This window comes from Bradyrhizobium sp. CFUWI (assembly GCF_056429085.1).
In genome coordinates this window covers 1-24,130 of the sequence record NZ_JBWJZE010000014.1, presented here as the reverse complement: position 1 = coordinate 24,130, position 24,130 = coordinate 1, and the positions used below count along the sequence as shown (strand labels likewise).

General features: G+C 64.7%; 20 protein-coding genes and 1 pseudogene. 14 read left to right on the top strand and 7 right to left on the bottom strand.

The features are described from left to right. Positions 1–98: 98 nt before the first annotated feature. From AC066S_RS26860 to AC066S_RS26845, 4 genes are all read left to right on the top strand, one after another. Positions 99–1,235, top strand: coding sequence for a thiolase family protein (locus tag AC066S_RS26860; RefSeq protein WP_478271036.1), 1,137 nt, complete (start codon positions 99–101; stop codon positions 1,233–1,235). Beyond that, the gene (locus tag AC066S_RS26855) at positions 1,232–1,591 is read left to right on the top strand and encodes a Zn-ribbon domain-containing OB-fold protein (protein ID WP_126261141.1); all 360 of its coding nucleotides are present in this window, start codon (positions 1,232–1,234) and stop codon (positions 1,589–1,591) included. The genes AC066S_RS26860 and AC066S_RS26855 overlap by 4 nt, the downstream gene beginning before the upstream one ends. 550 nt (positions 1,592–2,141) lie before the next feature. Next, positions 2,142–2,669 (top strand): carboxymuconolactone decarboxylase family protein, encoded by a 528-nt coding sequence (locus AC066S_RS26850; RefSeq protein ID WP_478271035.1) that lies wholly within the window; start codon positions 2,142–2,144, stop codon positions 2,667–2,669. 25 nt (positions 2,670–2,694) lie between these two features. After that, entirely contained in the window at positions 2,695–2,997 is a 303-nt protein-coding gene (locus tag AC066S_RS26845; protein ID WP_164719024.1) for a nucleoside triphosphate pyrophosphohydrolase family protein, read from the top strand. Positions 2,998–3,243: 246 nt separating this feature from the next. Here AC066S_RS26845 and glsA read toward each other — a convergent pair whose 3' ends face one another. The 4 genes from glsA to AC066S_RS26825 all read right to left on the bottom strand — a co-directional run bounded on the left by glsA (position 3,244) and on the right by AC066S_RS26825 (position 8,974). Next, a complete protein-coding gene (gene glsA, locus AC066S_RS26840) occupies positions 3,244–5,091 on the bottom strand; it encodes a glutaminase A (RefSeq protein WP_478271034.1) in 1,848 nt (615 codons plus the stop codon). Between the two features lie 21 nt (positions 5,092–5,112). Next, a complete protein-coding gene (locus tag AC066S_RS26835) occupies positions 5,113–7,188 on the bottom strand; it encodes a TRAP transporter permease (protein ID WP_478271033.1) in 2,076 nt (691 codons plus the stop codon). A 232-nt stretch (positions 7,189–7,420) separates the two neighbouring features. Next, on the bottom strand, positions 7,421–8,587 hold the full coding sequence (locus AC066S_RS26830; protein ID WP_135168402.1) for a TAXI family TRAP transporter solute-binding subunit: 1,167 nt from the start codon (positions 8,585–8,587) through the stop codon (positions 7,421–7,423). 165 nt (positions 8,588–8,752) lie between these two features. After that, positions 8,753–8,974: an acyl-CoA carboxylase biotin carboxyl carrier protein subunit gene (locus AC066S_RS26825; protein ID WP_126261135.1), complete on the bottom strand. Its 222-nt coding sequence runs from the start codon at positions 8,972–8,974 to the stop codon at positions 8,753–8,755. A 94-nt stretch (positions 8,975–9,068) separates the two neighbouring features. Between AC066S_RS26825 and AC066S_RS26820 the strand changes: the two genes are divergently transcribed. The 3 genes from AC066S_RS26820 to AC066S_RS26810 all read left to right on the top strand — a co-directional run bounded on the left by AC066S_RS26820 (position 9,069) and on the right by AC066S_RS26810 (position 13,455). Further along, positions 9,069–10,043: an IclR family transcriptional regulator gene (locus AC066S_RS26820; RefSeq protein WP_135168403.1), complete on the top strand. Its 975-nt coding sequence runs from the start codon at positions 9,069–9,071 to the stop codon at positions 10,041–10,043. After that, a complete protein-coding gene (locus tag AC066S_RS26815) occupies positions 9,973–11,532 on the top strand; it encodes an acyl-CoA carboxylase subunit beta (RefSeq protein WP_478271032.1) in 1,560 nt (519 codons plus the stop codon). Before AC066S_RS26820 ends, AC066S_RS26815 begins: the two co-directional genes overlap by 71 nt. A 225-nt stretch (positions 11,533–11,757) precedes the next feature. Beyond that, positions 11,758–13,455, top strand: a complete 1,698-nt coding sequence (locus tag AC066S_RS26810; protein ID WP_478271031.1) for a GMC family oxidoreductase — start codon at positions 11,758–11,760, stop codon at positions 13,453–13,455. Positions 13,456–13,575: 120 nt separating this feature from the next. Here AC066S_RS26810 and AC066S_RS26805 read toward each other — a convergent pair whose 3' ends face one another. After that, on the bottom strand, positions 13,576–15,051 hold the full coding sequence (locus tag AC066S_RS26805; RefSeq protein ID WP_478271030.1) for an FAD-binding oxidoreductase: 1,476 nt from the start codon (positions 15,049–15,051) through the stop codon (positions 13,576–13,578). A 469-nt stretch (positions 15,052–15,520) separates the two neighbouring features. Here AC066S_RS26805 and AC066S_RS26800 point away from each other — a divergent pair, with 469 nt between their 5' ends. The 6 genes from AC066S_RS26800 to AC066S_RS26775 all read left to right on the top strand — a co-directional run bounded on the left by AC066S_RS26800 (position 15,521) and on the right by AC066S_RS26775 (position 20,771). Next, positions 15,521–16,942: a TadE/TadG family type IV pilus assembly protein gene (locus AC066S_RS26800; protein WP_126261130.1), complete on the top strand. Its 1,422-nt coding sequence runs from the start codon at positions 15,521–15,523 to the stop codon at positions 16,940–16,942. A 9-nt stretch (positions 16,943–16,951) separates the two neighbouring features. Then, the gene (locus tag AC066S_RS26795) at positions 16,952–17,500 is read left to right on the top strand and encodes a TadE/TadG family type IV pilus assembly protein (protein ID WP_135168407.1); all 549 of its coding nucleotides are present in this window, start codon (positions 16,952–16,954) and stop codon (positions 17,498–17,500) included. 8 nt (positions 17,501–17,508) lie between these two features. After that, a complete protein-coding gene (locus tag AC066S_RS26790) occupies positions 17,509–18,168 on the top strand; it encodes a TadE/TadG family type IV pilus assembly protein (protein WP_126261234.1) in 660 nt (219 codons plus the stop codon). 363 nt (positions 18,169–18,531) lie between these two features. Further along, positions 18,532–19,107 (top strand): peroxidase-related enzyme, encoded by a 576-nt coding sequence (locus tag AC066S_RS26785; RefSeq protein ID WP_126261128.1) that lies wholly within the window; start codon positions 18,532–18,534, stop codon positions 19,105–19,107. Between the two features lie 114 nt (positions 19,108–19,221). After that, positions 19,222–20,028 (top strand): CoA transferase subunit A, encoded by an 807-nt coding sequence (locus AC066S_RS26780; protein WP_167767364.1) that lies wholly within the window; start codon positions 19,222–19,224, stop codon positions 20,026–20,028. Next, positions 20,025–20,771, top strand: coding sequence for a CoA-transferase (locus AC066S_RS26775; protein WP_126261127.1), 747 nt, complete (start codon positions 20,025–20,027; stop codon positions 20,769–20,771). The genes AC066S_RS26780 and AC066S_RS26775 overlap by 4 nt, the downstream gene beginning before the upstream one ends. Before the next feature lie 404 nt (positions 20,772–21,175). Here AC066S_RS26775 and AC066S_RS26770 read toward each other — a convergent pair whose 3' ends face one another. After that, positions 21,176–22,465 (bottom strand): MFS transporter, encoded by a 1,290-nt coding sequence (locus AC066S_RS26770; RefSeq protein WP_135168409.1) that lies wholly within the window; start codon positions 22,463–22,465, stop codon positions 21,176–21,178. 115 nt (positions 22,466–22,580) lie between these two features. Further along, positions 22,581–23,777 carry an acetyl-CoA C-acyltransferase gene (locus tag AC066S_RS26765; RefSeq protein WP_478271029.1) on the bottom strand — a complete coding sequence of 399 codons (1,197 nt, stop codon included), beginning with the start codon at positions 23,775–23,777 and terminating at the stop codon, positions 22,581–22,583. A 232-nt stretch (positions 23,778–24,009) separates the two neighbouring features. Here AC066S_RS26765 and AC066S_RS26760 point away from each other — a divergent pair. Next, a pseudogene (locus tag AC066S_RS26760) lies at positions 24,010–24,130 on the top strand (IS481 family transposase); the annotation flags it as partial.

Sequence of the window (24,130 nt, the reverse complement as noted above, 5' to 3'; positions counted from 1 at the left end):
TCCGTCATTCCGGGGCGATGCGTCAGCATCGAACCCGGAATCTCGAGATTCCGGGCTCGGTCCTTCGGGCCGCCCCGGAATGACAGCGGAGAGAGAGCATGAGCTTCGTCACCGGCGTCGGCCTCACGTCGTTCGGCAAGCACGAGGGCTCGTCCTCGCTGGACCTGATGAGCAAAGCGGCGCAAGCCGCGCTCGACGATGCCGGGCTGAAGCGTTCGGACATCGACGGCATTCTTTGCGGCTATTCCACCGTCTCGCCCCACATCATGCTGGCGACCGTGTTCGCCGAGCATTTCGGCATCCGCCCTGCCTACGCTCACGCCGTGCAGGTCGGCGGCGCCACGGGGCTCGCGATGACGATGCTGGCGCATCACCTCGTCACGTCAGGCGTGGCGCGCCACGTGCTCGTCGTCGCCGGCGAGAACCGCCTCACCGGGCAGAGCCGCGATGCCTCGATCCAGGCGCTGGCACAGGTCGGCCATCCCGACTACGAGGTGCCGTTAGGACCGACCATTCCCGCCTATTACGGCCTCGTCGCCAGCAGATACATGCACGAATACGGCGTGACCGAACAGGATCTCGCCGAGTTCGCGGTGTTGATGCGCAGCCACGCCTGCACCCATCCCGGCGCGCAATTCCGCGATCCCATCACGGTCGCCGACGTCATGGCCTCGAAGCCGGTGGCGATACCGCTCAAGCTGCTCGACTGCTGCCCGGTGTCCGACGGCGGCGCGGCCTTCGTCATCAGCCGCGAGCGAACCGTCGAGGCGGGCGTGCGCATCCGCGGCTGTGCCCAGGCGCATACCCATCAGCATGTCACGGCCGCGCCCGCGCTTCACGAGCTCGGCGCCGAGATCTCCATCGCGCGGGCCAGGGAGGCTTGCGGCCTTGCGATCTCCGACGTGCGCTACGCCGCGATCTACGACAGTTTCACGATCACGCTCGCCATGCTGCTGGAAGACCTTGGCCTTGCCGGTCGCGGCGAAGCCGCGGCCCGCGTGCGCTCAGGTCATTTCGGCCGCGACGGCGCGATGCCGCTGAACACCCATGGCGGCCTGCTCAGCTACGGCCATTGCGGCGTCGGCGGCGCCATGGCGCATCTGGTCGAGGCGCATTTGCAGATGACGGGGCGGGCGGCTGCCCGCCAGGTGCGCGATGCCTCGATCGCGCTGCTGCATGGCGACGGCGGCGTCCTGTCGTCGCACGTGAGCATGTTCCTGGAGCGGGTGCGATGAGTGAGCCTCCGGCGGACTGGACCAAAGGCGAAGAGGCCATCACTTACCAGGCCTGCACCTCATGCGGGCACGTGCAGTATTTTCACCGGGCCTTCTGCGCGGCGTGCGGAGAATCGGATTCCCGCGTGCTGCGCGCCAGCGGCAAGGGCAGGGTCTATGCGGCCTCGCTGATCTGCCGTGCCGCCACGCCCGAGACGCGGGCGCACGTGCCCTACAACATCCTGCTGGTCGATTGCGCCGAAGGTTTTCGCATGATGGCGCACGGGGAGAATGACCTTGCGATCGGCGATTCGGTCATCGCGAGCTTCAGACCCTTTGCCGGCAAGCTCGTGCCGTTCTTTGCCAGGAAGAAATAGTGGGGACCACGGAGCGGGATTCGTCATTCGGGGGCGGTCCGGAGGACCGAGCCTGGAACGGGTATTCTGGGCCTGGCCTGTGCGAGAGCCACCCCGGAATGACGAAAACGCTGCGCGCATGATCCGGAAAAGGTGTGAGCCGGCTTTCCGGAAGGATCATGCGCAAACAAGGACTCTAACGCCCGTAGAACAAGATGCTGGCGATGACGAGCATCGCCGTCACCGCCAGCATATGCGCGAGCGCTCCCGAGGCCGCCCCCTTGGTGGCTTCCTTCATGCCGTTTTCTCCCTAGACTTGGGCGTGACTCATCGTTGTGCGGCTAGCGCACCCGACGGCCAATTGTTTTACTCGGAACACCCCACTTCTCGAGTACTCACCGCAATGTGTCCCCACGCGGCGAATATCGACTGTCTCAAGGTCGATCAGCAATGCGGCGGCATTTTGACTCGATGATGTTGCTCCCGCGTCGGTGCAAGACTAGAGTTTCGAGGAACTCTCGCCGGCGACTACAAAAAGAATAAAGAGCTCTGGGAAAACTTCAGGAAAATCATGGCCCGCATTCAGTACAGCGACCTGTCCAAGGCATCCGACCGCACCCGCGAGATCCTCGACAAGAACCGCAACGCCAACATCTTCCGCATGATGGCGCACTCGCCGAGCTATTTCGAGCAGTACTGCCGGCTCGGGGGCGCGATCCGCCACAAGGGCGAGCTCGATCCGATCGTGCGCGAGCTCGCGATCACCCGCACCGGGATCCTGTGTGAGGCGCCGTACGAGATCGTTGCGCACAAGCGGATCGGCAAGAATGTCGGCGTCACCGACGCGCAGAACGAGGCGCTCGAGAACTGGCAGGCGGCGACCTGCTTCAACGAGGTGCAGCGCGCCGCGCTCGCCTTCACCGACGAGATCGTCAAGCTGAGGAAGCCGACCGATGCGACCTTCAAGGCGATCGCGTCGAAGCTGACGCCGGCCGCGCTGGTCGAGCTGCAGCTCTCGGTCGGTTTCTACATCATGACCTCGAAATTTCTGGAGACCTTCGAAATCGATCTCCAACCCGTCACCGAAGTGGTAGGCTGACCCAAGAACGCGGCGAGAGATGCCGATGACGATCGACGAATATGCGGCCTGGGCCGCGACCATTGCCAAGGTCGGTGAGCATCCGTCCAACGAGCGGCTGTCCTATCTCGGCCTCGGTCTTGCCGGTGAAGCCGGCGAGGTCGCCGATCACATCAAGAAGCTGCTGCGCGACGACTGGCTCGACAAGGCGGGTCTGGTCGATGAGCTCGGCGATGTCATCTACTACTGGGCCTGCCTTTGCGCCGCGACCGGCCAGCAGCCGTCAGAGTTGCTCGAAGCGAGCGCAAAGAAGATCAAGCGACGGCTGAGCGAGGCGGCGAGCCGTTAGAGCGCCACCGACTGAGGTTGAGGCTCGGCCACAGCAAAGCTCTCTCCGTTCCCTCCCCCCTTGTGGGGGAGGGGCAGGGAGGGGGGTGCCACGAAGGGACTCTCTCGTTCGTGCTCCTATACTTATCGTCACGAGCCGCACCTTTTGCTGGGCCACCCCTCTCCCTAACCCTCCCCCACAAGGGGGGAGGGAACGCACCTCCATTGGGGCGGCAGGCGCGGCTCATTTCATCATGCCTTGGATCACTCACGTCGACGTCAGAATATCCACCTTCGCATTCGCGACGATCAGGCGGTCGGCGAGCAGCTGCGCGAGGTTGCGCATGACGCGCTCGCTGGCGCGGGGGTGCTGCTTACGGAAGCGTTCGAACTCCTTCAGCGGCACTTCGAACGCGGTCGCCGCCATGTCGGCGAACACGTCGGCCGAACGCGTCGGCTCCAGCAGCGCCATCTCGCCGAACGCCATGCCGGCGGTCAGCGTCGCCAGCCGCACGCCGTCGGGCAGCGTGACATGCACCGCGCCGCTGCGCAGGAAGAACAGGGACTCTGCGGGATCTCCCGTGGTGATGATCTTCGCGCCGGCCTGAAACGTTCGGATCGTGCAGATCGAGGCGAGATCCGTCAGCTCTTCCTCGCTCATGCCTGATAGCAGCGGCTGCTCGGCAAGCTCGGTGGTCTCGTGAAAGTCGATCGAGCCGCCATAGCGGTAGACGATCTGGTCTTCGGCCCATTCGACCGCGGTGTCGAGCAGGTAGAAGTCGCGGACGTTCTTCAGCTCGGCGGTCCATTCCCGCAAAGACTCCCATTCCCTGGAGGCGCGCCTGACGCCGGACAGCACCACAGTGACGTTCAGGGCCGCGAGCTCCTCGAAGGCTTCGGCAATCAGCCGCGCGCCTGCGCGGGTGGTGGACGTGACACGGTGCAGGTCGAACACGACGATTTGCGGCCGCGGTCGTCCGGCCAGCCGGCGCGAGACGTAGTCGACGGCCGACAGCGACAGCGTGCCGACCAGCTCGATGACCCGTACCTCCTGCTCGTGCGCGGCCAGGATCTCGCGCTCCTGTGGCCGGCGCACGCGGCGCGACGGGCTCTTGCCGATATCGTAATCGGCGATGACGGCGTTGCGGGCATCGTCGCTGCGGTTGAGCATGTGCAGGTCATAGTGTGAGGACAGCGCCTCGCAGACCTTGATGCCGCGCACGCTGTTGCCGTGCTTGTCGAGGCGCGGTGAATAGCTGCCGAGCCCGAGGCGGGCAGGGAGCGCCGCCAGAATGCCGCCGCCGACGCCGCTCTTGGCGGGAATGCCGATGCGGTAGATCCACTCACCGGCATAATCGTACATGCCCGACGAGGTCATCACCGAGAGGGTACGCGAGATCGCGTAAGGCGTCAGCACCTGCTCGCCGGTGACCGGATTGACGCCGCGATTGGCCAGCGTTGCCGCCATCACCGCGATGTCGCGCGCGGTCACCAGCACCGCGCATTGCCGGAAATAGACGTCGAGCACGGCGGCGACGTCGTCTGAGATCACCGCGTTGGTCTTGAGGAGATAGGCGATGGCGCGGTTGCGGTCGCCGGTCTGGCTTTCGGAAGCATAGACGGCCTCGTCCACGGCGAGCTCGCGGCCCGCAAAGCGACCGAGTGCGAGACGGATCTGCTCGAAGGCTTCTGCGCCCTTGCTGTCGTGGATCAGCCCGGTGCAGGCGATGGCGCCGGCGTTGACCATCGGGTTGAACGGGTGGTTCTCGGAGTTGAGGCGGATCGAGTTGAAGGGATCGCCGGAGGGCTCGACGCCGATCGCGCTCTCGACCCTGCCGGCGCCGAGCAGATCCAGCGCCAGCGCGAACACGAACGGTTTCGACATCGACTGGATGGTGAAGGGCACCCTGGAGTCGCCGACCTCGTAGACGTGGCCATCCAGGGTGGCGAGGCTGATGCCGAAACAGGCAGGGTCGGCCTTGCTCAGCTCGGGAATGTAGTCGGCAACGCTGCCTGAAGTTTCGGCAGAGAATTCGTTGAGGCAATTGTCCAGAAACCGCAGCAAAGGCGGTTTCGAGCGGGTCCAGGCGGCTGCGAGAGGCGAGAGCGGTGTCATCGCCTCACTTGTGCAACGCAATCAGGGGACGCGCAACCCGTCCGGCATCGCGGGCTGGCGTCGGATCAGCAGAAGCGCGATCAAGATCGTCGGCAGGAGGATCCCAAGGCCGAGCAGCGTCACCTGCAGCTGCGACAGCGGCATGATGCCGCCGCCGGGCGTGGCCACCACGAAGCCGCCGATCACCAGCAGCACGCGGAGAGGCCATTCCAGCACGCCGGCGCCGCGCAAGTCCCCGACGAAAGGCTGGTAGCCCTGAATGCCGCCGCAGATGAACAGCGTGCCGAACGCCGCGAGCCCCATCAGGCCGAGGCCGGCGAGATACGGGCTCGGCCCCTGCAGCACCAGCGCCGGATTGAGCACGAAGAAGAACGGGAGGAAATAGATGATGCTGCCGACCCACATCGATTCCCAGCCGGTCTTCATCGCCGGCGAGCCGGCAATGCCGGCGGCCGCGAAGGAGGCGATCGCGACCGGCGGGGTGATCGACGACAGCATGCCCCAATAGAAGATGAACATGTGCACCGCCATGCGGTTGAGCCCGAGCTTCTCCAGCGCGGGCGCGACCAGGATGGCGAGGAAGATGTAGCAGGCCGTCGTCGTCAGCCCGAGGCCAAGGATGAGGCTGGTGAGGGCGCACATCGCCAGCAGCAGGAAGGGATTGTCGCCGGCGATATGCAAGAGGTCGTTGGCGAGGCTCGACACCACGCCGGTCATCGAGAAGGCGCCGATCAGCAGGCCGCAGCCGGCGAGGATGCCGACGAGCTCGACGAAGGTCCGGCCGTTGACCTCGAGGAATTTGCCGATGGTCGTAAGCGTCCAGCGCGTGTCCTTGGAGAAGAACTGGTTGAGCACGAGCAGCAGCGCGGTGGCGTAGAACGGCGCATGGCTCTCGCGCTTGAAGTAGAGCAGCATCACGATCAACAGCGCGATGACGAAGACGTAGTACCAGCCGTCCTTGATCGTATCCATGACGCGCGGCAGCTCGGCGCGCGGAATGCCCTTCAGCTTGTGGCGCGCGGCGTAGGCGTCGACCTGCATGAACAGGCCGGCGTAATAGAGCACGGCCGGAATGATCGCGGCGAGGGCGACATCGGCGTAGCTGACGTTGAGGAACTGCGCGATCACGAACGCGGTGGCGCCCATCACCGGCGGTGCCAGCACCGCGCCGGTCGAGGCACAGGCCTCGATAGCTGCCGCATAGGAGGCGCGGAAGCCGCTCTTCTTCATCACCGGGATGGTCATGGTCCCGGCGGTGAGCACGTTGGAGATGATCGAGCCCGACATCATGCCGAGCAGGCCGCTGGCGAAGATGCAGACCTTGGCCGCACCGCCGCGGAAGGTGCCGCACAGCGCGAAAGAGAGGTTGATAAAGAATTTTCCTGCGCCGGTCATCATCAGCGCGGTGCCGAACACCAAAAAGCCGATCACGGTGTCGGCAAAGGCCTGGATCGGAATGCCAAGCAGGCTCTCGCCCGACAGCACGTGATAGGCAGTCGCCTGTTCGATCGTCGATTGCGTGCCGCGGAACGGTCCGAGCCAGCCGGCCTCGGCGAACAGCGGATAGACGGTGAAGGGCAAGACGCTCAGCAGCAGGCTCCAGCCCCCGGTGCGGCGCAGCGCCTCCATCAGCATCACCCACATCACGAGGCCCGCGGCGATCACGTTGTTCGGCGCGCCGCCGAATTCCCAGCCGGCCTCCGCCGCCTTGCGGACGTTCGACATCAGCAGCAGCGCGGCGGCGAAGGTCGCGACGAACAGGACAAGGTCATACCAGGGTATCCGGTCGAGCGGCGCGCGCTCGGTGCCCGGGAAGATCAGGAAGGTGAACGGCAGCATCAACGCGATCAGGAGGTAGAAATATTCCGTGTTGAGCTGGGTATAGCCGACGAAGAATCGCAGCGAGAATTGCTGGTTGATGCACAGCAGGATGGTCGCCGCGGTCGCGGCCACCAGCAGCCAGCGCCAGGCGCCGCGCAGCGTACGCACACGCGTGACCTCCGCTTCCTGCATGTTGGCGGCGGCGCCATGCGGATCGTCGAACACGACCCGCTTGGCCTCGTCTTGCGGGGCGGTGGTGGTGGAGGAGGACATCATTGATCCCGGGCGTGGGCTGGTAACTGACTAAGCGAATGGCCGTTGTTTGAATCGCTCGGGCCGCGGATTCAACCTCTCCCGCGTGCGGGAGAGGTCGGCGCGCAGCGCCGGGTGAGGGCTTTCGCCTCTGGGGGAATCCCACTGTGGAGATACCCTCTCCCCAACTCTCTCCCGCAAGCGGGAGAGGGGGCGCACCTCTTGCGGAGCGGCATCAAACCCAACAACATTCGCTCTATTCCTCGAACCCGTTCGGCATGCCGGCTTTCGTAAGCGCCGCCGCGCGAGCCTTCATCCAGCCCTCGAGAAACGCCTTGTCGTCCGCCGGCGGATTGGACTTGCCGTAATCGGTCCACGCCGCGCCGAGCACCTCTTGCCGCTTGATCAGCTTGTTGTTGTGCGCCTCCTGCGCATCGCTCCATTGCCCGGCCTCCTTCAGCGCCTTCACCGCGCCGGGATGCACCGGCACCACCCAGTTCTTGGTCTGGCGATCGGCAGCGAGGCCGCCGGCGCCGGGCGCGGAATCCTTGTAGGCGTCGTAATTCACGATCATGGCCTTGGTCATCGCATAGACCTGATCGGCCGGCTGCGAGGCGTAGGCCACGAAGATCGGGTAGGGGTAATTGCCGAGCTCGACCGGTTTCTCCGGCGAGATGCCGGCTCCGCAGGTAGCGACCTGCGGGAAGAAGAACGAGCCGACCTTCTGCATCCGCGCCCAGCCTTCCTTGTCCTTGGCGGGCAGCGGCGGCCAGATCAGGCCGCGCGGCGAGGTCTCGGCTTCCTTGGCGGGGCCGGTGATGGTGGTGCCGAAGGCGGCATCGACGTCGTTGTTGATGAGGCCCTTCCACATCGCCCCATAGCTGGCGAATTCGACGGCCTTGACGTCGTTCTTGGTCAGCCCGGCGAAGGCAAGCACCGCCAGCGAGTTCTGGTTCAGCGCGGGCGAGCCGACCACGAAGCCGACGCGCTTGCCCTTCAGGTCCTTCAGCTCCTTCACGCCGGTGTCGGCGGCCACCGCAAGCGAGGCGCAATTGCAGTCGACGGTCGAGAGCAGGGTCTGAAGCGGTTGCGGGCCCCATTCCTTCGCGCCGAACTCGAACACGCCTTCCTGCGCGAAATAGGTGCCAGACCCCATCGCCGAGGACACCGCGCGCTTGGCGCGCAGCGGCGCAAGGCGGGCGACGTCGTTGCCGGCGGGGAGCACGCGCACGTCGGTGCCGTACTTGTCCTTCATCATCTTGCCGACGCCGACCGCGATGTTGAAGCCGGCGGTGCCGGTGTCATAGGCGGTGAAGGCCAGCGTCGCCGGCAGCTTGATGTCTTCGGCGAACGAGTAGCGTGTAGACGCAAAAGAAATGCCTGCCACCAAGGCAGGCGCGAGCACGAGCAGCCCACGAAGCATGTTTCCCTCCCATGATCCTCGCTTTGCCGCGAAGATTTTCGTTCTTTGTTTGAAACAACGTTTTGTTGCAACAGATCATGTCACCGCGATCGAGCGATGGCAACGCCGTACCGCGCATGCGGGAATGAGGCTGACAGATTGTCGCGCAAACTCCGGACAGAACACTCAGCACGCGACGATCGCGATCGCCTGACCCTCCGCGACGACGTCGTCGAGTTTCACCAGCAGAGACGTGATCGTGCCGCTTGCGGGCGAGGACACCGGTATCTCCATCTTCATGGCTTCGACCACCACAACGTCATCGCCATCTGCGACGGTTCCTCCAACTTGCACGGGAGTTGCGCAGATGCGTCCCGCGATCTCGGTGACGATCTTAATTTCTGGCATGCCATCGCCTTTTTGTTGTCGCCGCAAAATGCCTGAGGTAGCGTCGTCTGCAAGCGGAATTTAATTCCGCACAGCGGAACATACGGTAGGGAACATGGGACGACGATCGGAGCGGTTGAGTAGGCAAGGCGTGCACGCTGGCGATGCCGGTGAGGGAGATGTCATCCAAGTGGTCTCGCGCGCGTTCGACGTGTTGCGATGCTTCGAGGGCCACGAGGCCAGGCTCGGCAATCTCGAGATTTCAAATCGCTGCGGCCTGCCGCGCTCGACGGTGTCGCGGCTCACGCACACGCTGACGCGGATGGGACAACTGGTCTATCTGCCGCGCGATCAGAAATATCGCATCGGCCCGAGCGCGGTCGCGATGAGCGCCACGATGATGAAGGGCGCGCAGCTGCGCAGCATGATTCGCCAGCGGCTGCAGGACGTCGCCGAGCAATTGCCGGGAACGGTCGGCTTCGTCGTTCCGGATCGCTTCCATCTCGTCTATCTCCTGTTCGCGCGCTCGGCGACCGCACTCGGCCTGCACGAGGGCACCGGCAGCCGCATCGCGATGGCCTCCACCGCCGCGGGCGCGGCCTACACCGCGGCGCTGGCGCCGGAGGTCGGCGATGCCTTCATCGCGGAGATGGAGCGGGAAGCTCCCGAGGCGGCGAAGATCCTGAAGCCGCGCATCGAAGCCAACCGGCAGATGCTGCGCGAGCGCGGCTATGTCGTGGCCTGCGGCCTGTGGAGCCCGCACATCAATGGTCTCGCGCTGCCGATATGGTCGCCGCAATACCAGACCTTCGTGGTCATCACGATCGGCCTGCTCTCGGCGATGTATGACGAGGAGCGGCTGCATGCCGAAGTCGCGCCATTGATGCTCGAGCTCGGGCGTTCGCTCGGCGGCCTGCTCGAGGGCGCGGAGGGTGACGTCTTCAACAACCGCATCGCGCGTAAACCGGTCGCGATGGCCGTGCACAACAACAACAAGCCGATCCGTTCGGAGGGAGTGAATGAACTGGAAGCCGGAACTCGACGAGCTCGCCCGGCGCGAAGCCTTCGCGCGGGAGATGGGCGGCGTTGACAAGGTCAAGCGACAGCATGACCAGGGCCGGCTGACTGTTCGGGAGCGCATCGACAAGCTGACCGACAAGGGCAGCTTTCACGAGATCGGCACCGTCTCCGGCATCGGCGAGTACGATGCCAGCGGCGAATTGCAGAAGTTGACGCCGGCGAACTGCGTGTTCGGCCGCGCCCGCGTCGACGGGCGTACATTGGTCGTGGTCGGCGACGATTTTACGGTCCGCGGCGGTTCGGCTGATGCGTCCATTTCGGCAAAGCCGTTGATGGCGGAGGAGATGGCGCACGATTTGCGCCTGCCCATCGTCCGCATCATCGAGGGCTCCGGCGGCGGCGGCTCGGTCAAGACCATCGAGACCAAGGGTGCGGCCAACCTGCCGGGCGGCATCGGCGGCACGCGCTGGTACCGCTTCACGACGGAGAACCTGTCGTGCGTGCCGGTGGTCGCGCTCGGCCTCGGTTCGGTGGCGGGCCTGGGAGCCGCGCGCCTTGCCGCCAGCCACTATTCCATCATGACCCGGAAGTCCGCGATGTTCGTCGCGGGGCCGCCGGTGGTGAAGGCGCTGGGGCAGGACCTCTCGAAGGAGGAGCTCGGCGGCGCCGACATCCAGACTCGCGCCGGCGCAATCGACCATGCCGTCGATACCGAGGAAGAGGCGTTCGCCTGCGCGCGGCGTTTCCTGTCCTACCTGCCGTCATCGGTCTACGAGCTGCCGCCGACCTTGCCCTGCACCGACAATCCGGAGCGCGGCGACGAAGCGCTGATGAACGCGGTGCCGCGCAACCGCAAGCAGGTCTACAAGATACGGCCGATCATCGAGTCCGTCGTGGACAAGGGCTCGTTCTTCGAGGTTGCCAGGAATTTCGGCAAGCCCATCATCGTCGGCCTGGCCCGGCTCGAGGGCAGGGCGGTCATGGTGCTGGCCAGCGACAGCTTCCACTATGGCGGCTCCTGGACGGCGGACGCCTGCCAGAAGGTGGTGCGCTGGGTCGACTTCGCCGAGACCTTCCACCTGCCGATCGTCTACCTCATGGACTGCCCCGGCTTCATGATCGGGCTCGATGCCGAGAAGGCGGCGACCATCCGCCACGGCGTCCGCGCCATGGCCGCGGTGAACCAGACCACCGTGCCCTGGTGCACCGTGATCCTGCGCAACGCGTTCGGCGTTGCGGGGGTCGTGCATCAGCCGGCCGACCGCTTCTCGATCCGCTACGCCTGGCCGTCGGCCTATTGGGGCTCGTTGCCGCTAGAAGGGGGCATCGAGGCCGCCTATCGCGCCGACATCGATGCGGCCGAGGACAAGGCGGCGAAGCTGGAGGAGATCCAGCAGCGTCTCAACAAGCTGCGCTCGCCGTTCCGCTCGGCCGAGAAATTCTGGGTCGAGGAGATCATCGATCCCCGCAAGACGCGCTCGCTGCTGTGCGAGTTCGCGCGCCTCGCGGAGCCGCTGCGCAAGCCGGGGCCGCCGGAGAACTTTTCGATCAGGCCTTAGACGCGGCTGAAGCACAACTCCATCACCGTCATCCTGAGGCGCTCGTCCTGCAACGCAGGACGAGCCTCGAAGGACGACGGCCCGGCTGCATCGGGGCCGTGCATCCTTCGAGGCTCGCTGCGCGAGCGCCTCAGGATGACGGGTTGATGGCGATGCAATCAAGCTTCCAACGCGTCGCAGTCCCGCGCTAAGCTCCTCCAACAAAAACAACAGGAAACGCCAATCGTGTACGACTTCATTATCGTCGGCGGCGGCTCGGCGGGGTCCGTGCTGGCGCACCGGCTCTCGGCCAGAAGCGCCAACAGGGTCCTGCTGTGCGAGGCCGGACAGGACACACCGCCCGGCAACGAGCCGGCTGAAATTCGCGACAGCTATCCGGGCACCGCCTATTTCGATCCGCGCTTCCACTGGACCGAGCTCAAGGTCACGACCCAGGTCGTCAGCCACAACAATCCGAACGAGGCGCGGCCTCCCTTGCGCAAATACGAGCAGGCGCGCGTGCTCGGCGGCGGTTCCTCGATCAACGGCCAGATGGCCAATCGCGGCGCACCGACCGATTACGACGAATGGGACGCGCGCGGCGCCGAAGGGTGGACGTGGAACGAGGTGCTGCCCTTCTTCAAGAAGGTCGAGCGCGACCTCGATTTCGACGGTCCTTATCACGGCAAGGACGGCAAGATCCCGGTCCGCCGCATCCCCAGGGAGCACTGGACCAAGCATTCGCAGGCGTTTGCCGAGGCCTTCCAGCAGGCCGGCCATCAGTTCCTGGCGGACCAGAACGGCGAGTTCGTCGACGGCTTTTTCCCGGTGACGCATTCCAACCAGGGCGAGCAGCGCGTCTCGGCCGCCATGGGTTATCTCGATCGCGACACCCGAAAGCGCGCCAATCTCACCATCTCCACCAATACTCAGGTGCGCGAGCTGCTGTTCGAAGGCACGCAATGCATTGGCGTGAAGGCCGTCGTCGACGGACGCGAGCAGGAATTCCGGGGACGCGAGATCATCCTCTCCAGCGGCGCCATCCATTCGCCAGCGCATCTCCTGCGTGCCGGCATCGGGCCGGTCGGCCACCTCAAGGATATGGGCATTCCCGTGCTGATGGGCCTGCCGGGCGTCGGCCAGCGCCTGATGGATCATCCCTCGATCTCGCTGTCGTCCTTCGTTCGCCGCGGCGCGCGCATGAACGAGCATACAAGGCGCCACATGCAGCTGGGCCTGCGCTACTCCTCGGGCCTTGCAGGCGTGCCGAAGGGCGACATGTTCGTCGTCCTGCTCTCGAAGTCGGCCTGGCACGCGGTCGGTGAGCAGATCGGCTCGCTCCTGACCTTTGTCAACAAGACCTATTCGGAGACCGGACAGGTCAGGCTTGCCTCGCGCGATCCCTCCGCGGAGCCGATTGTCGAGTTCAATCTGCTGTCCGACCGGCGCGATCTCGATCGCCTGATGAGCGGCTTCCGCAAGATGGCGGCCATTCAGATGAGCGACATCGTCAAGCGCGTGACGGACAAGCCGTTTCCGGCCGCCTACACCGACAAGGTGCGCAAGATCGGCGTGGTCAATACCAGGAACAGGATTCTGACCAGGATCGCCGCGGCCCTGATGGACGGGCCGGCAGCGCTGCGCCATTACATGATCGACAATTTCGTGGTCGAAGGCTTCACCTTCGATCAGGTCATGAACGACGATGAGGCGCTGGAGGCCTTCGTGCGCAAGGCCACCATCGGCGTGTGGCACGCCTCCTGTTCATGCCGCATGGGCCGCACTGAGGATCCGATGGCGGTGGTCGACAACCAGGGCCGCGTCAAGGGCATCCAGGGCCTGCGCGTCGTCGACGCCTCGATCTTCCCGGTGGTACCGTGCGCCAACACCAATTTTCCGGTGTTGATGTCGGCGGAGAAGATCGCGGCTGCGATCCTGCAGTAGCGCCTCTCACCGGCAGAGGCTGTAGGATGGGTAGAGCGCAGCGAAACGCATCGCGATCTCTCCGGCCGAATAGCTGTGATGGGTTTCGCAAGCGCTCTACCCATCCTACGCCCTCTCGAGTCAAAGCCGCAGCACCTTGCCGGGATTCATGATGTTCTGCGGATCGAGCGCGCGCTTGATGGTGCGCATGATGTCGAGCTCGGTCTTCGAGCGGTAGTGGCTGAGCTCGTCCAGCTTGTCGATGCCGATGCCGTGCTCGGCCGAGATCGAGCCGTCCATGGAGGTGACGAGGTCGTTCACGGCCCGCGTGATGGCGGCCTTGTATTGCGTCAGCGTCTGCTGGTCCATGCCCAGCGGCGCCATGAACGAGAAGTGCAGATTGCCGTCGCCGATGTGACCCAAAGGATAGGGCCGGATGGTCGGGAGAATGTCGAGCACGGCCTCGAGCCCGAGATCGATGAACTCCGGAATCCTCGAGATCGCCACCGAGACGTCATAGCTCAGCCCCGGCCCCTCGGCGCGCGAGGCCTCTGCGACGCTCTCCCGAATGCGCCACATGTTGTGCGATTGATGCCCGGTCTGGGCGATGACCGCGTCGAGCACGCGTCCGGCCTCGAGTTGATCGGCGAGAAACTGCTCCATCTTCTCGGCGATGCCCGCGGTCCCGTCCTGCCGTGCCCGCGCCGACGACCATTCCAGCAGCAGGTACCATGGCGTGTCCGCTCTGAGCGGATCCTGCGTGCCGGGAATGTGGCGGAGCACCATGTCGACCGCGGCGCGGCTCATCAGCTCGCAGGAGCCGACATTGTCCTCGGACGCGCTGTGGGCTTCCGACAGGATCTCCAGCGCCGCGCGCGGATCCCGGATCGCCAGCCACGCCGTGCAGACGTCCTTGGGCGCTGGCCACAGCTTGAGCACGGCCTTGGTGATGATGCCGAGCGTTCCTTCGGCGCCCATGAAGAGGTGCTTGAGGTCGTAGCCCGTATTGTCCTTCTTGAGCGCGCGCAAGCCGTCCCAGACCTCGCCGCTCGCCAGCACGACCTCGAGTCCGAGCACGAGATTGCGGGCATTGCCGTAGCGGAGCACCTGCACGCCGCCGGCGTTGGTCGACAGATTGCCGCCGATCATGCACGAGCCCTGGGCGCCGAGGCTGAGGGGCAGGAACCTGTCGTGCCTTGCCGCCGTCTCCTGCAGGGTCTGCAGCACGCAGCCGGCCTCGACCGTCATCGTGTATCCCGTGGCATCGATGTCCAGCACGCGGTTCATGCGGCCAAGCGACAGCACGATTCCCGTGTGCGCGGGCCAGGGCGTGGCGCCGCCCATCAGGCCGGTGTTTCCGCCCTGCGGCACGATCGCGATTCCGTGCTGATGGCAGAGCCTGACCACCTGCGCCACTTCCTGGGTGCTGCCGGGACGAACCACGGCGCCGGCACATCCAACCAGCAATCCGCGCCAATCCGTCACGAAGGGCTGCTTGCCGTGCTCGTCCTCGATAAGGCCCTTCTCGCCCACGATCGCGCGCAGCGAATCGCGCATCTGGGCGGTGAGCGGAACGGTTGGAATGATGGGTTCGGACGACGGACCGGCAACCGGCATTTGTTTCCCCTGGCGCATCTTGATGTGCACTGCGCACGTGGCGTGCTTCGGAGCATTGTCCACGTTTGCGCCGTGGAGTCTAACGGCAAAATATGCCTCTCACCCGGATGTCCAGGCGGGCAGGCTTGCGCCGGCCGGGGGCATGGGATTGGCCTTCGGATTTCCAGCGACCGACGCGCTCCGTCGGCCCGCGCATGTCACGTCTCCTCCGGTATTTTTACTGGGATGCTTTGGGTTTACCGCCAATCTCTGCGATCGGATTCAAGCGACGTTAATGATGCCATCTCGATCTGAGACATCTCGAACCGCTTCGGCCGCTGTTTGCGGATTCCCCGTAAGCGTTGATTAAGAGAGCCATCGCCATATTCCGCCCGTGATGGGCGAGCGCCGGGATCCAAACCCGGCGGCCTCTTCCGTCGATCTCAGGGAAAGGACCGCTGCCGCAACGACGGCAGCCAGGATGAACGACATGCTCCGCCGCGCAATGCTCTGTTTCGCGACAGACCGGAAGGCCAACGTCGCCATCATCTTCGCGCTGACGATGGTTCCTATCATCTTTCTCCTGGGCATGACGCTCGACTACACGCTGGCCTTGCGCAAGCGCGAGCAATTGAACGCAGCCGCCGATGCGGCCGCGATCGCAGCCGTGCGGCCCGCGATGCTGACGCAGACCAACAAGACCACCATCGAGAACACGGCGGCTGCCGTCTTTGCTGCGAAGGCCAATCTTCCTGGGCTCGCCGCCGTGCCGACGCCGACGGTCACGGTCACGGATGTCGGTTTGTCGCGGACCATCACGGTGTCCTACGCTGCGGAGTCCGTCAACAATTTCCCCGGCGTTCTCGGCAAGCAGACCTGGAAGGTGGCGGGTTCGGCGACGGCGAAGGCGTCCAGCGCCCCGAACATGAATTTCTACCTGTTGCTGGATGATTCCCCGTCGATGGCGCTGGCGGCCACCCAGAAAGACATCGACAACATGGTTCTCGCCACGAAGAGCCAGCCCTCTTACGCGAGGAATTGCGCATTCGCCTGCCACGAGGCGCGCCCCAACAACGCAAGCCCCAGCGCGACGAACAAGGACAATCTCACGGTCGCGCGTGCGAACAACATCACGCTGCGGATCGATCTCGTGACCAATGCCGTCAAGCAATTGATGGTCGGGCCGTGGTCCTGCCCGCAATCGGGCACCTCGGGCGGCGTCATGCAGTGCATGTCGGCGATCAACAACACGACCTATCAGGCTGCCATCTACACTTTCGACTACGCCCTGAACACGATCCAGACGCTGACCACCCCGACCACCGCTGGCACGAAGATCGGCAACATTCAGCTCCTGAAGGTCGACCATCAGAACTGCCCCGTTGTCGACAGCAAGGGCGCCTGCATCTACACGACCGACTACGGCACCGACATCTCGAAGGGGCTGACGGACCTCAATGCGATTATGCCCAATCCCGGCGACGGTACCGCGGCCGGGACGCCCCAGGAAGTGGTCTTCCTTGTCACCGACGGCGTCGAGGACAAGCTGATTCCGAAGACGGGGGGCAGCTGCGATCCCAATGCGACCTACCCGCTTCCGCAGGCCAACTCGACGACTTTGCGATGCCAGCAGCCGCTCAACACGGCAATATGCGATACTATCAAGAAGCGGAACATCCGTATCGCGATCCTCTACACCGAGTATCTGCAACTGCCGAGCGACGGCTGGTACAACAGCCGGATCGCGCAGTTCAACAACCCGACCTCGTCGACGGGCACGATCGCACAACGGCTGAAGTCCTGTGCGTCTCCAGGCCTGTACGCGAACGTTCAGAATGGCGGCGACATCAACCAGGCGCTGACGGACCTGTTCATCAAGGTTGCGTCGAGCACGGCAAGCCTCGTGCAGTAGGAAGAGGCCATGTCCGTATCCGCCGCCACAATGAGGAGACGCCGCGATCGCTGCGCCGCTTTCGCGCGGGATAGCAGGGGCGCCACGGCAGTCGAGTTCGCGCTCGTCGCTGCGCCGTTCCTCGCCCTCGTCATTGCGCTGATCCAGACCTTTCTGGTCTTCTTCGCCCAGCAGACGCTCGAATCCATCGTGCGCCAGTCGGCGCGCCTCGTCATGACCGGACAGGTCCAGTCAGCGAATATGACCCAGGCCGTCTTCAAGCAGAAGGTCTGCGACCAGATCTTGATCCTGTTCAACTGCAGCGGCCTGATGGTCGACCTGCAGGTGGCGACCTCGTGGACGTCCGCGAACACGGGGATGCCGACCCTGACCTATGACGGCTCGGGCAAGGTCTCCAATGTCTGGCAATATAACCCCGGCCAGCCCGGCGATATCGTCGTGCTCCGCATCATGTACGAGTGGCCGGTCGTCCTCGGTCCGCTCGGTTTCAACCTCTCGAACCTCAGCAACGGCAACCGGCTGATCATGTCGTCCGCCGCGTTCCAGAACGAGCCATGAGCCACCTGATGATCTCCGCCCTGTCGTCTCGCGCCCGTCACCTGTTGACCGATGTCCGCGCCGTTGCAGCGACCGAGTTCGCCATCGTGACGCCGTTCATGCTGTTGCTCTATGTCGGCGGCGTCGAGCTCGGCAACGCGCTCTCCATGAACGTCAAGGTCAGCGCGACCGCGCACAGTGTTGCCGACATGATCACGCAGAACACGGCCGTCAGCACGACCCAAATGGACGGCATTCTCGCGGCTGCGAGTGCCATCATGGCGCCATATCCCATCACGAACGGCGGCACGTCCTTGATGACGATCACTGTCTCGGAAGTCTCGACCGACAGCAGCGGCAATGCGACGGTGCAATGGAGCAGGTCGACCAACGCGTCGGCCGCGAGAACGAAGGGCTCCTCCATGACCTTGTCGTCCTTCACCGCGCCAGGCGGCACCACCAATGCCAACATCTCCCTCATCCTGAGCGAGGTGTCCTACGACTACACGCCCAATCTCGGCTTCACCATCGCGGGCACCGTCAAGCTGTCCGACAGCTATTACCTGTTCCCGCGCTGCTCGACCAACGGCCCGGGCGGCTCCTCTAGCTTTCCCTATTACGACGTGAAATATGGAGCGGGGGTGACCACCTGCACCTGCGTCCAGCATTTGCAGCAGAAGACCTGTTAGTCTCGCGCGAGCGGACAGGGCTATTGCATATTGGAGCGGGTCTTGCCTGCGCCCATCCTTCGAGACGCCGGCCGCCGGCGGGCCCTGAGGATGAGAACCGGGTGCGCGGCACAGGTCTCGACGAACCCGGATGCTGCGTCGCCTCATCCTGAGCGGACCGTCACCTGCGCGCGGGGCTGGTCTACAGCAACCCGCATTGCCTTACGGCATCGAAGCGGGCATTGATTGCGGGGAACGACGCCCCGACGCGCTCGACGCATTCACCCCGTGGATTTCTTGCAATGACCCGGGCCCAAGGACATGAAGAAGGCGAGGGGGAGTCCCGTAGAATAGCCCCAAGGAAGCCCCAAGGATATTCAGGCCATGACCCAGGCACCTGCCATCAGTCGCTTTCCTGTCCCTGATCTCGCCGACCTGCCAGACGACATTCGCGCCCGTATCCTGGCCGTCCAGGAGAAGTCCGGCTTCATTCCGAACGTCTTCCTCGTGCTCGCGCACCGGCCGGACGAGTTTCGCGCGTTCTTCGCCTACCACGATGCGCTCATGGACAAGCCGGGCAACCTCACCAAGGCCGAGCGGGAAATGATCGTGGTTGCGACCAGCAATCTCAATCAATGCCAATATTGCGTCATCGCGCACGGCGCGATCCTGCGCATCCGCGCCAAGGATCCGTTGATCGCCGATCAGGTCGCGGTCAATTACCGCAAGGCCGATATCACGGATCGGCAGAAGGCGATGCTCGACTTCGCCGTCCGCGTCTCGACGGAGGCCTACAAGGTTTCCGAATCCGATTTCGCCACGCTGAAATCGCACGGGTTCACGGAAGAGGACGTCTGGGACATTGCCGCGATCACGGCCTTCTTCGGCCTCTCCAACCGGCTTGCCAACGTCACCAGCATGCGTCCGAACGCGGAATTCTACAGCATGGGGCGCGGCTGACTGGGGCCGTATGGTCGCGATCGGGGGCCACAGGATCCGATGCTGCGGACCGATCGCGAAATCGACCCTGTTCGGTCGTCGGCATGATTGGAAATCGATGGGAGGTGTGAAGAGATGACGGACTTTGTAACGCCGCAGAAGATGGCGGAGATGATACCGTCGGGGTGCAAGCTTGGTCTCGCACCGGACGACTATGCTGCGGCGCCGGGACTGGTTCGGTTGCTGATCGACCGCGGCATTCGCGATCTGCACGTGGTCTGTGCGCCGATCGGCGGCATGCAGGTCGATATGCTCATCGGCGCCGGTGCCGTGGCGACACTGGAGACCAGCGCCGTCAGTCTCGGCGAAGCGGGCGGCGCGCCGTGTTTCAGCCGGGCTGTCCGCGACGGATCCATTCGCCTTCGCGACGCGACCTGTCCAGCGGTGTTCGCTGGGCTCACGGCCGCCGAGAAGGGCGTTCCGTTCATGCCGATCCGCGGCATCATCGGCAGTGACGTCCTGAAGAAACGGGACGACTGGAAAGTGATGTCCAATCCGTTCGACGACGGTGAGAAGATCGTGGTGGTCTCGGCGATCCAGCCCGACATCGCCTTGTTTCATGCGCCTGAAGCGGACCGGTTCGGCAACGTCCGGCTGGGGCGCCGGCGCGAGGTGATGTTGCTCGCGCACGCGTCGAAGCAGGCCTTCGTGACCGTCGAGCGCATTTCCGAGGTCTCGCTGCTCGAAGACGAGAGCATGGCCGCCGGCGTCCTGCCCGCGATCTACGTGAGCGCGGTGGCACAGCTGAAGAACGGCGGGTGGCCCACCGGGCTCTACGCCGAATATCCCAGGGACGGGCAGGAGGTCGAGAAATACGCGCGCGCGGCGCGCTCGCCGGAAGGTTTCCAGGCCTACATCCGGGGTTCGAGGAGCGCGGCATGAGCGAGCCGTGCACCAGCCGTGAGTTGATGATCTACACGATCTCGCGGCTGCTGAAGGGTGTGCGGCATGTTGCGGTCGGTCAATCATCGCCGATGCCGGCGGCGGGAGCGATGCTGTTGCGCGCGCTCAACGAGCGTGACGGACTGGAGCGCGTGCAGGTCTCGATCCTCGGCTCGGTCAAGCACAATTCGTTCACCGGCGGTGCCGAGGAGCTGTTCGATTGCGCGGCGCAGGGACGTTTGGACGCCTTCTTTCTCGGAGGCGGCCAGATCGACGGCCAGGGCAACGTCAATCTGGTCGGCACCGGCGACTATCCGAACAATCCGGTCAGATGGCCCGGCTCGTTCGGCTCCGCCTACCTTTATTTCCTCGTTCCGCGAGTCATCCTGTTCCGGGAAGAGCACAGCCTGCGCTCCCTGGTCGAGCGCGTCGACTTCGTGTCTGCGCCTGGCGTCACCGACGAGACGGTCTATCGGCGCGGCGGCCCGCATGCGCTGCTGACCAATGCGGCGTTGTTTTCCTTCAAGCGCGAGGCGGGACGCTTTCGCCTCGAGAGCACGCATCCAGGGTATGATTGGCGCGACATTCGCGGCACGACGGGCTTTGCGTACGACAACGAGCAATGTGAGGTCACGACGCCGTCGCCGGACGAGGCGACACTGGCCTTGATCCGGGGCCGGATCCGCGAGGAGCTGCGCGAATGCTATCCGCAGTTCGCAGGCAACATGCCGGGTCCGGCGTAGGGAAGAGCTCATGGCCCCGCTGCGGCAGCCTGCGCGCACGCCCCGTCCTTCGAGACGGCGCTTCCGCGCCTCCTCAGGACGAGGCTAATCGGCATCGGCGCTCGTTGAAACTGTAGTCGCGCAGGCGATCCTCATCCTGAGGAGCCCGCCTGAAGCTCGGGCGAAATGAGCCGCGAGAACGCGAAAGCGTGCCTGCAAGAGCCGCGTCTGCAAGAGCAGTGCTCATCAGGTTCTGAGACAATGCAACTTGCTCCGTCATTGCGAGCGCAGCGAAGCAATCCAGAATCTCTCCGCGGTACCAGTCCTGGATTGCTTCGCTGCGCTCGCAATGGTCAGGAGGAGAGAGTTGCGAGCCCTCTGTCCTGCCGGTGCACGTCGCACCGGGGAGACATGCTTGTGCCGCCTTACGCCATCGCCGCCTGCGGCTTCGGTTGCCGCGACAGCGCCAGCACGATCAGCGCGGCGAACACGCAGAGCGCGCCGGCGATGAAGAAGGCGGGCAGGTAGCTCTGATAGACCGTTCGCGAGAAACCTGCCCCGAACGCCGCGGCGCCGGCGCCGAGCTGATGGCCGGCGAAGATCCAGCCGAACACCAGATTGGCGCGCTCGGGCCCGAACTTCTGCGCGGTAAGCCGCACCGTGGGCGGCACGGTCGCGATCCAGTCGAGCCCGTAGAAGATCGCGAAGACGGAGAGGCCATAGAACGAGAAATCGCTGAAGGGCAGGAAGATCAGCGAGAGCCCGCGCAGGCCATAATACCAGAACAGCAGATAGCGGTTGTCGTAGCGGTCCGACAGCCAGCCCGACATGATGGTGCCGAAGAAGTCGAAGATGCCCATCGCGGCGAGCAGGCTCGCCGCCTGCACCTGCGGGATGCCGAAATCGAGGCACATCGGAATCAGGTGCACCTGGACGAGACCGTTGGTCGAGGCACCGCAGACGAAGAAGGTCCCAAACAGGATCCAGAACGCGGTCGACTTCGAGGCGTCGGCCAGCGTGCCGAGCGCCACCGCCGTGATCGAGCCGTGGCTGACGGGCGGCGCGGGCAGGGGGTCGGTGCCTTCGTCGCCGAACGGGCGCAGGCCGACATCGCTCGGCCGGTCGCGCATTGCGAGCAAGACGGCCAGTGCGGAGACGCCGAGCATGATGCAGACGAAGCCGAGCGCGAGCCGCCAGCCGTAACGTTCGGTGAGGCTTGCAAGCAGCGGCAGGAACACGAGCTGGCCGGTGGCGACGCTCGCGGTCATGATGCCGACCACGAGGCCGCGCCTTGCCGCGAACCAGCGCGTCGCGATCGTCGCGCCCAGCACCAAGGCGGTCATGCCGGTGCCGATGCCGATCACGACGCCCCACAGCGCGATGAGCTGCCAGACCTCGGTCATGCCGAGCGAGGCTACGAGTGCCGAGACCACGATCAGCTGCGCGGCCAGCGTGACGTTGCGCAGGCCATAGCGGTTGAGCAGGGCGGCTGCGAACGGCGCCATCAGTCCGAACAGGATGAAGCGGATCGACAGCGCCGAGGAGATTTCCGCCGTGCTCCAGCCGAATTCCTTCTGCAGCGGCACGATGAACACGCCGGGCGCGCCGACCGTGCCGGCGCTGATCAGCGCGGCAAGGAAGGTCACGCCGACCATCACCCAACCGTAATGGATGTCGCGGCGGGACAGTGCCGCCGCGAGCCAGTTCGAGATCATCAGGCCTCAATCATGGTTGTCGAGCCCCAGAAGGACCCGCATCTCGTTGCAATCTTTGGCACAGACGAGGGAAGTCTAAAATGTCATACTTCCCTCAATTTCGGACATTGAGACGTCAGTGGGCCAGCCGCTCGACGGCGATTGCCGTGGCTTCACCGCCGCCGATGCACAGCGCGGCGACACCGCGCTTGAGGTTCTGCGCCTCGAGCGCATGCAACAGCGTCACGATCAACCGCGCGCCGGTGGCGCCGATGGGGTGGCCGAGCGCGCAGGCGCCGCCGTTGACGTTCAGCTTGTCGCGGGGAATGCCGAGATCGCGCTGCGCCGCCATCGCCACCACGGCGAAGGCCTCGTTGATCTCGAACAGGTCGACATCGGAGGCGGCCCAGCCGACCTTGTCCAGCAGCTTGCGGATCGCCGGGATCGGCGCCGTGGTGAACCATTGCGGCTCCTGGCTGTGGGTGGCATGGCCCTTGATCTCGGCGAGAACCGGCAGGCTGCTCCGATCGGCGAGCGAGCGTTTCGTCAGCACGAGCGCCGCCGCGCCATCGGCATTGGCGGAGGAGGCCGCCGGCGTGATGGTGCCGTTGGCGCGGAATGCCGGCTTGAGGCCCGGGATCTTGGCGGGGTCGACCTTCAACGGATGCTCGTCATTGGCGATCACGCGGGGACCCGCCTTCTCGGTCAGCGTGATCGGCGCGATCTCGGCCTTGAACGCGCCGCCCTCGACCGCCTTGCGGGCGCGGGTGAGCGTCTCCATCGCATAGGCGTCCTGGTCCTTGCGGGTGAACTGGTAGGCTTCTGCCGTCGCCTCGCCGAAATCGCCCATGGAGCGGCCGCTCTCATAGGCATCTTCCAGCCCGTCCATCATCATGTGGTCGATGATGCGGTCATGGCCGACGCGATAGCCGCCGCGCGCCTTGGCCAGCAGATACGGCGCGTTGCTCATGCTCTCCATGCCGCCGGAGACGACGATCTCGGCCGAACCGGCGCGGATGATGTCGTGCGCCAGCATGGTCGCCTTCATGCCGGAGCCGCAGACCTTGTTGACGGTGGTGGCGCCGGTGGCGTCGGGCAAACCGGCGCTGCGTGCCGCCTGGCGTGCCGGCGCCTGGCCTTGTCCGGCCGGCAGCACGCAGCCCATGAAGACCTCGTCGACCTTCTCCGGCGCGAGCCTGGCGCGCTCGAGTGCGGCCCCGATCACGTGCGAGCCGAGCTTGTGCGCGGCAAGCGGCGACAATTCGCCCATGAAGCGGCCGAGCGGGGTGCGGGCGGCGGAGACAATGACGACGGGATCGGCAGCTTCGGCCATGACGGAACTCCCTGGCGATAATTGGAAAGATGATAAGCATCATATGATGCAACGCCGGAAATGCAACCGCGGCCGGGATGAGAAAATGTCGTGATGAGGATGAGATTTGGTCGTTCAGCCCCTCGCTGTCATCGCCCGCGAAGTGTTTAGCCCGGACAGATCACTGACGGGTGTTCGGAGACATAGCTGACACATCAAAATGGGCTGGATTGGTCGATTCGGGAGACCGTCCATGCCCTGGAACGAGGTGTCGGTGATGGATCAACGACGAGAGTTCGTGTGGCTTGCCATGCAGGAGGGAGCGAACCGGCGTGAGTTGTGCCGGCGGTTCGGCATCAGCCCAGATGTGGGCT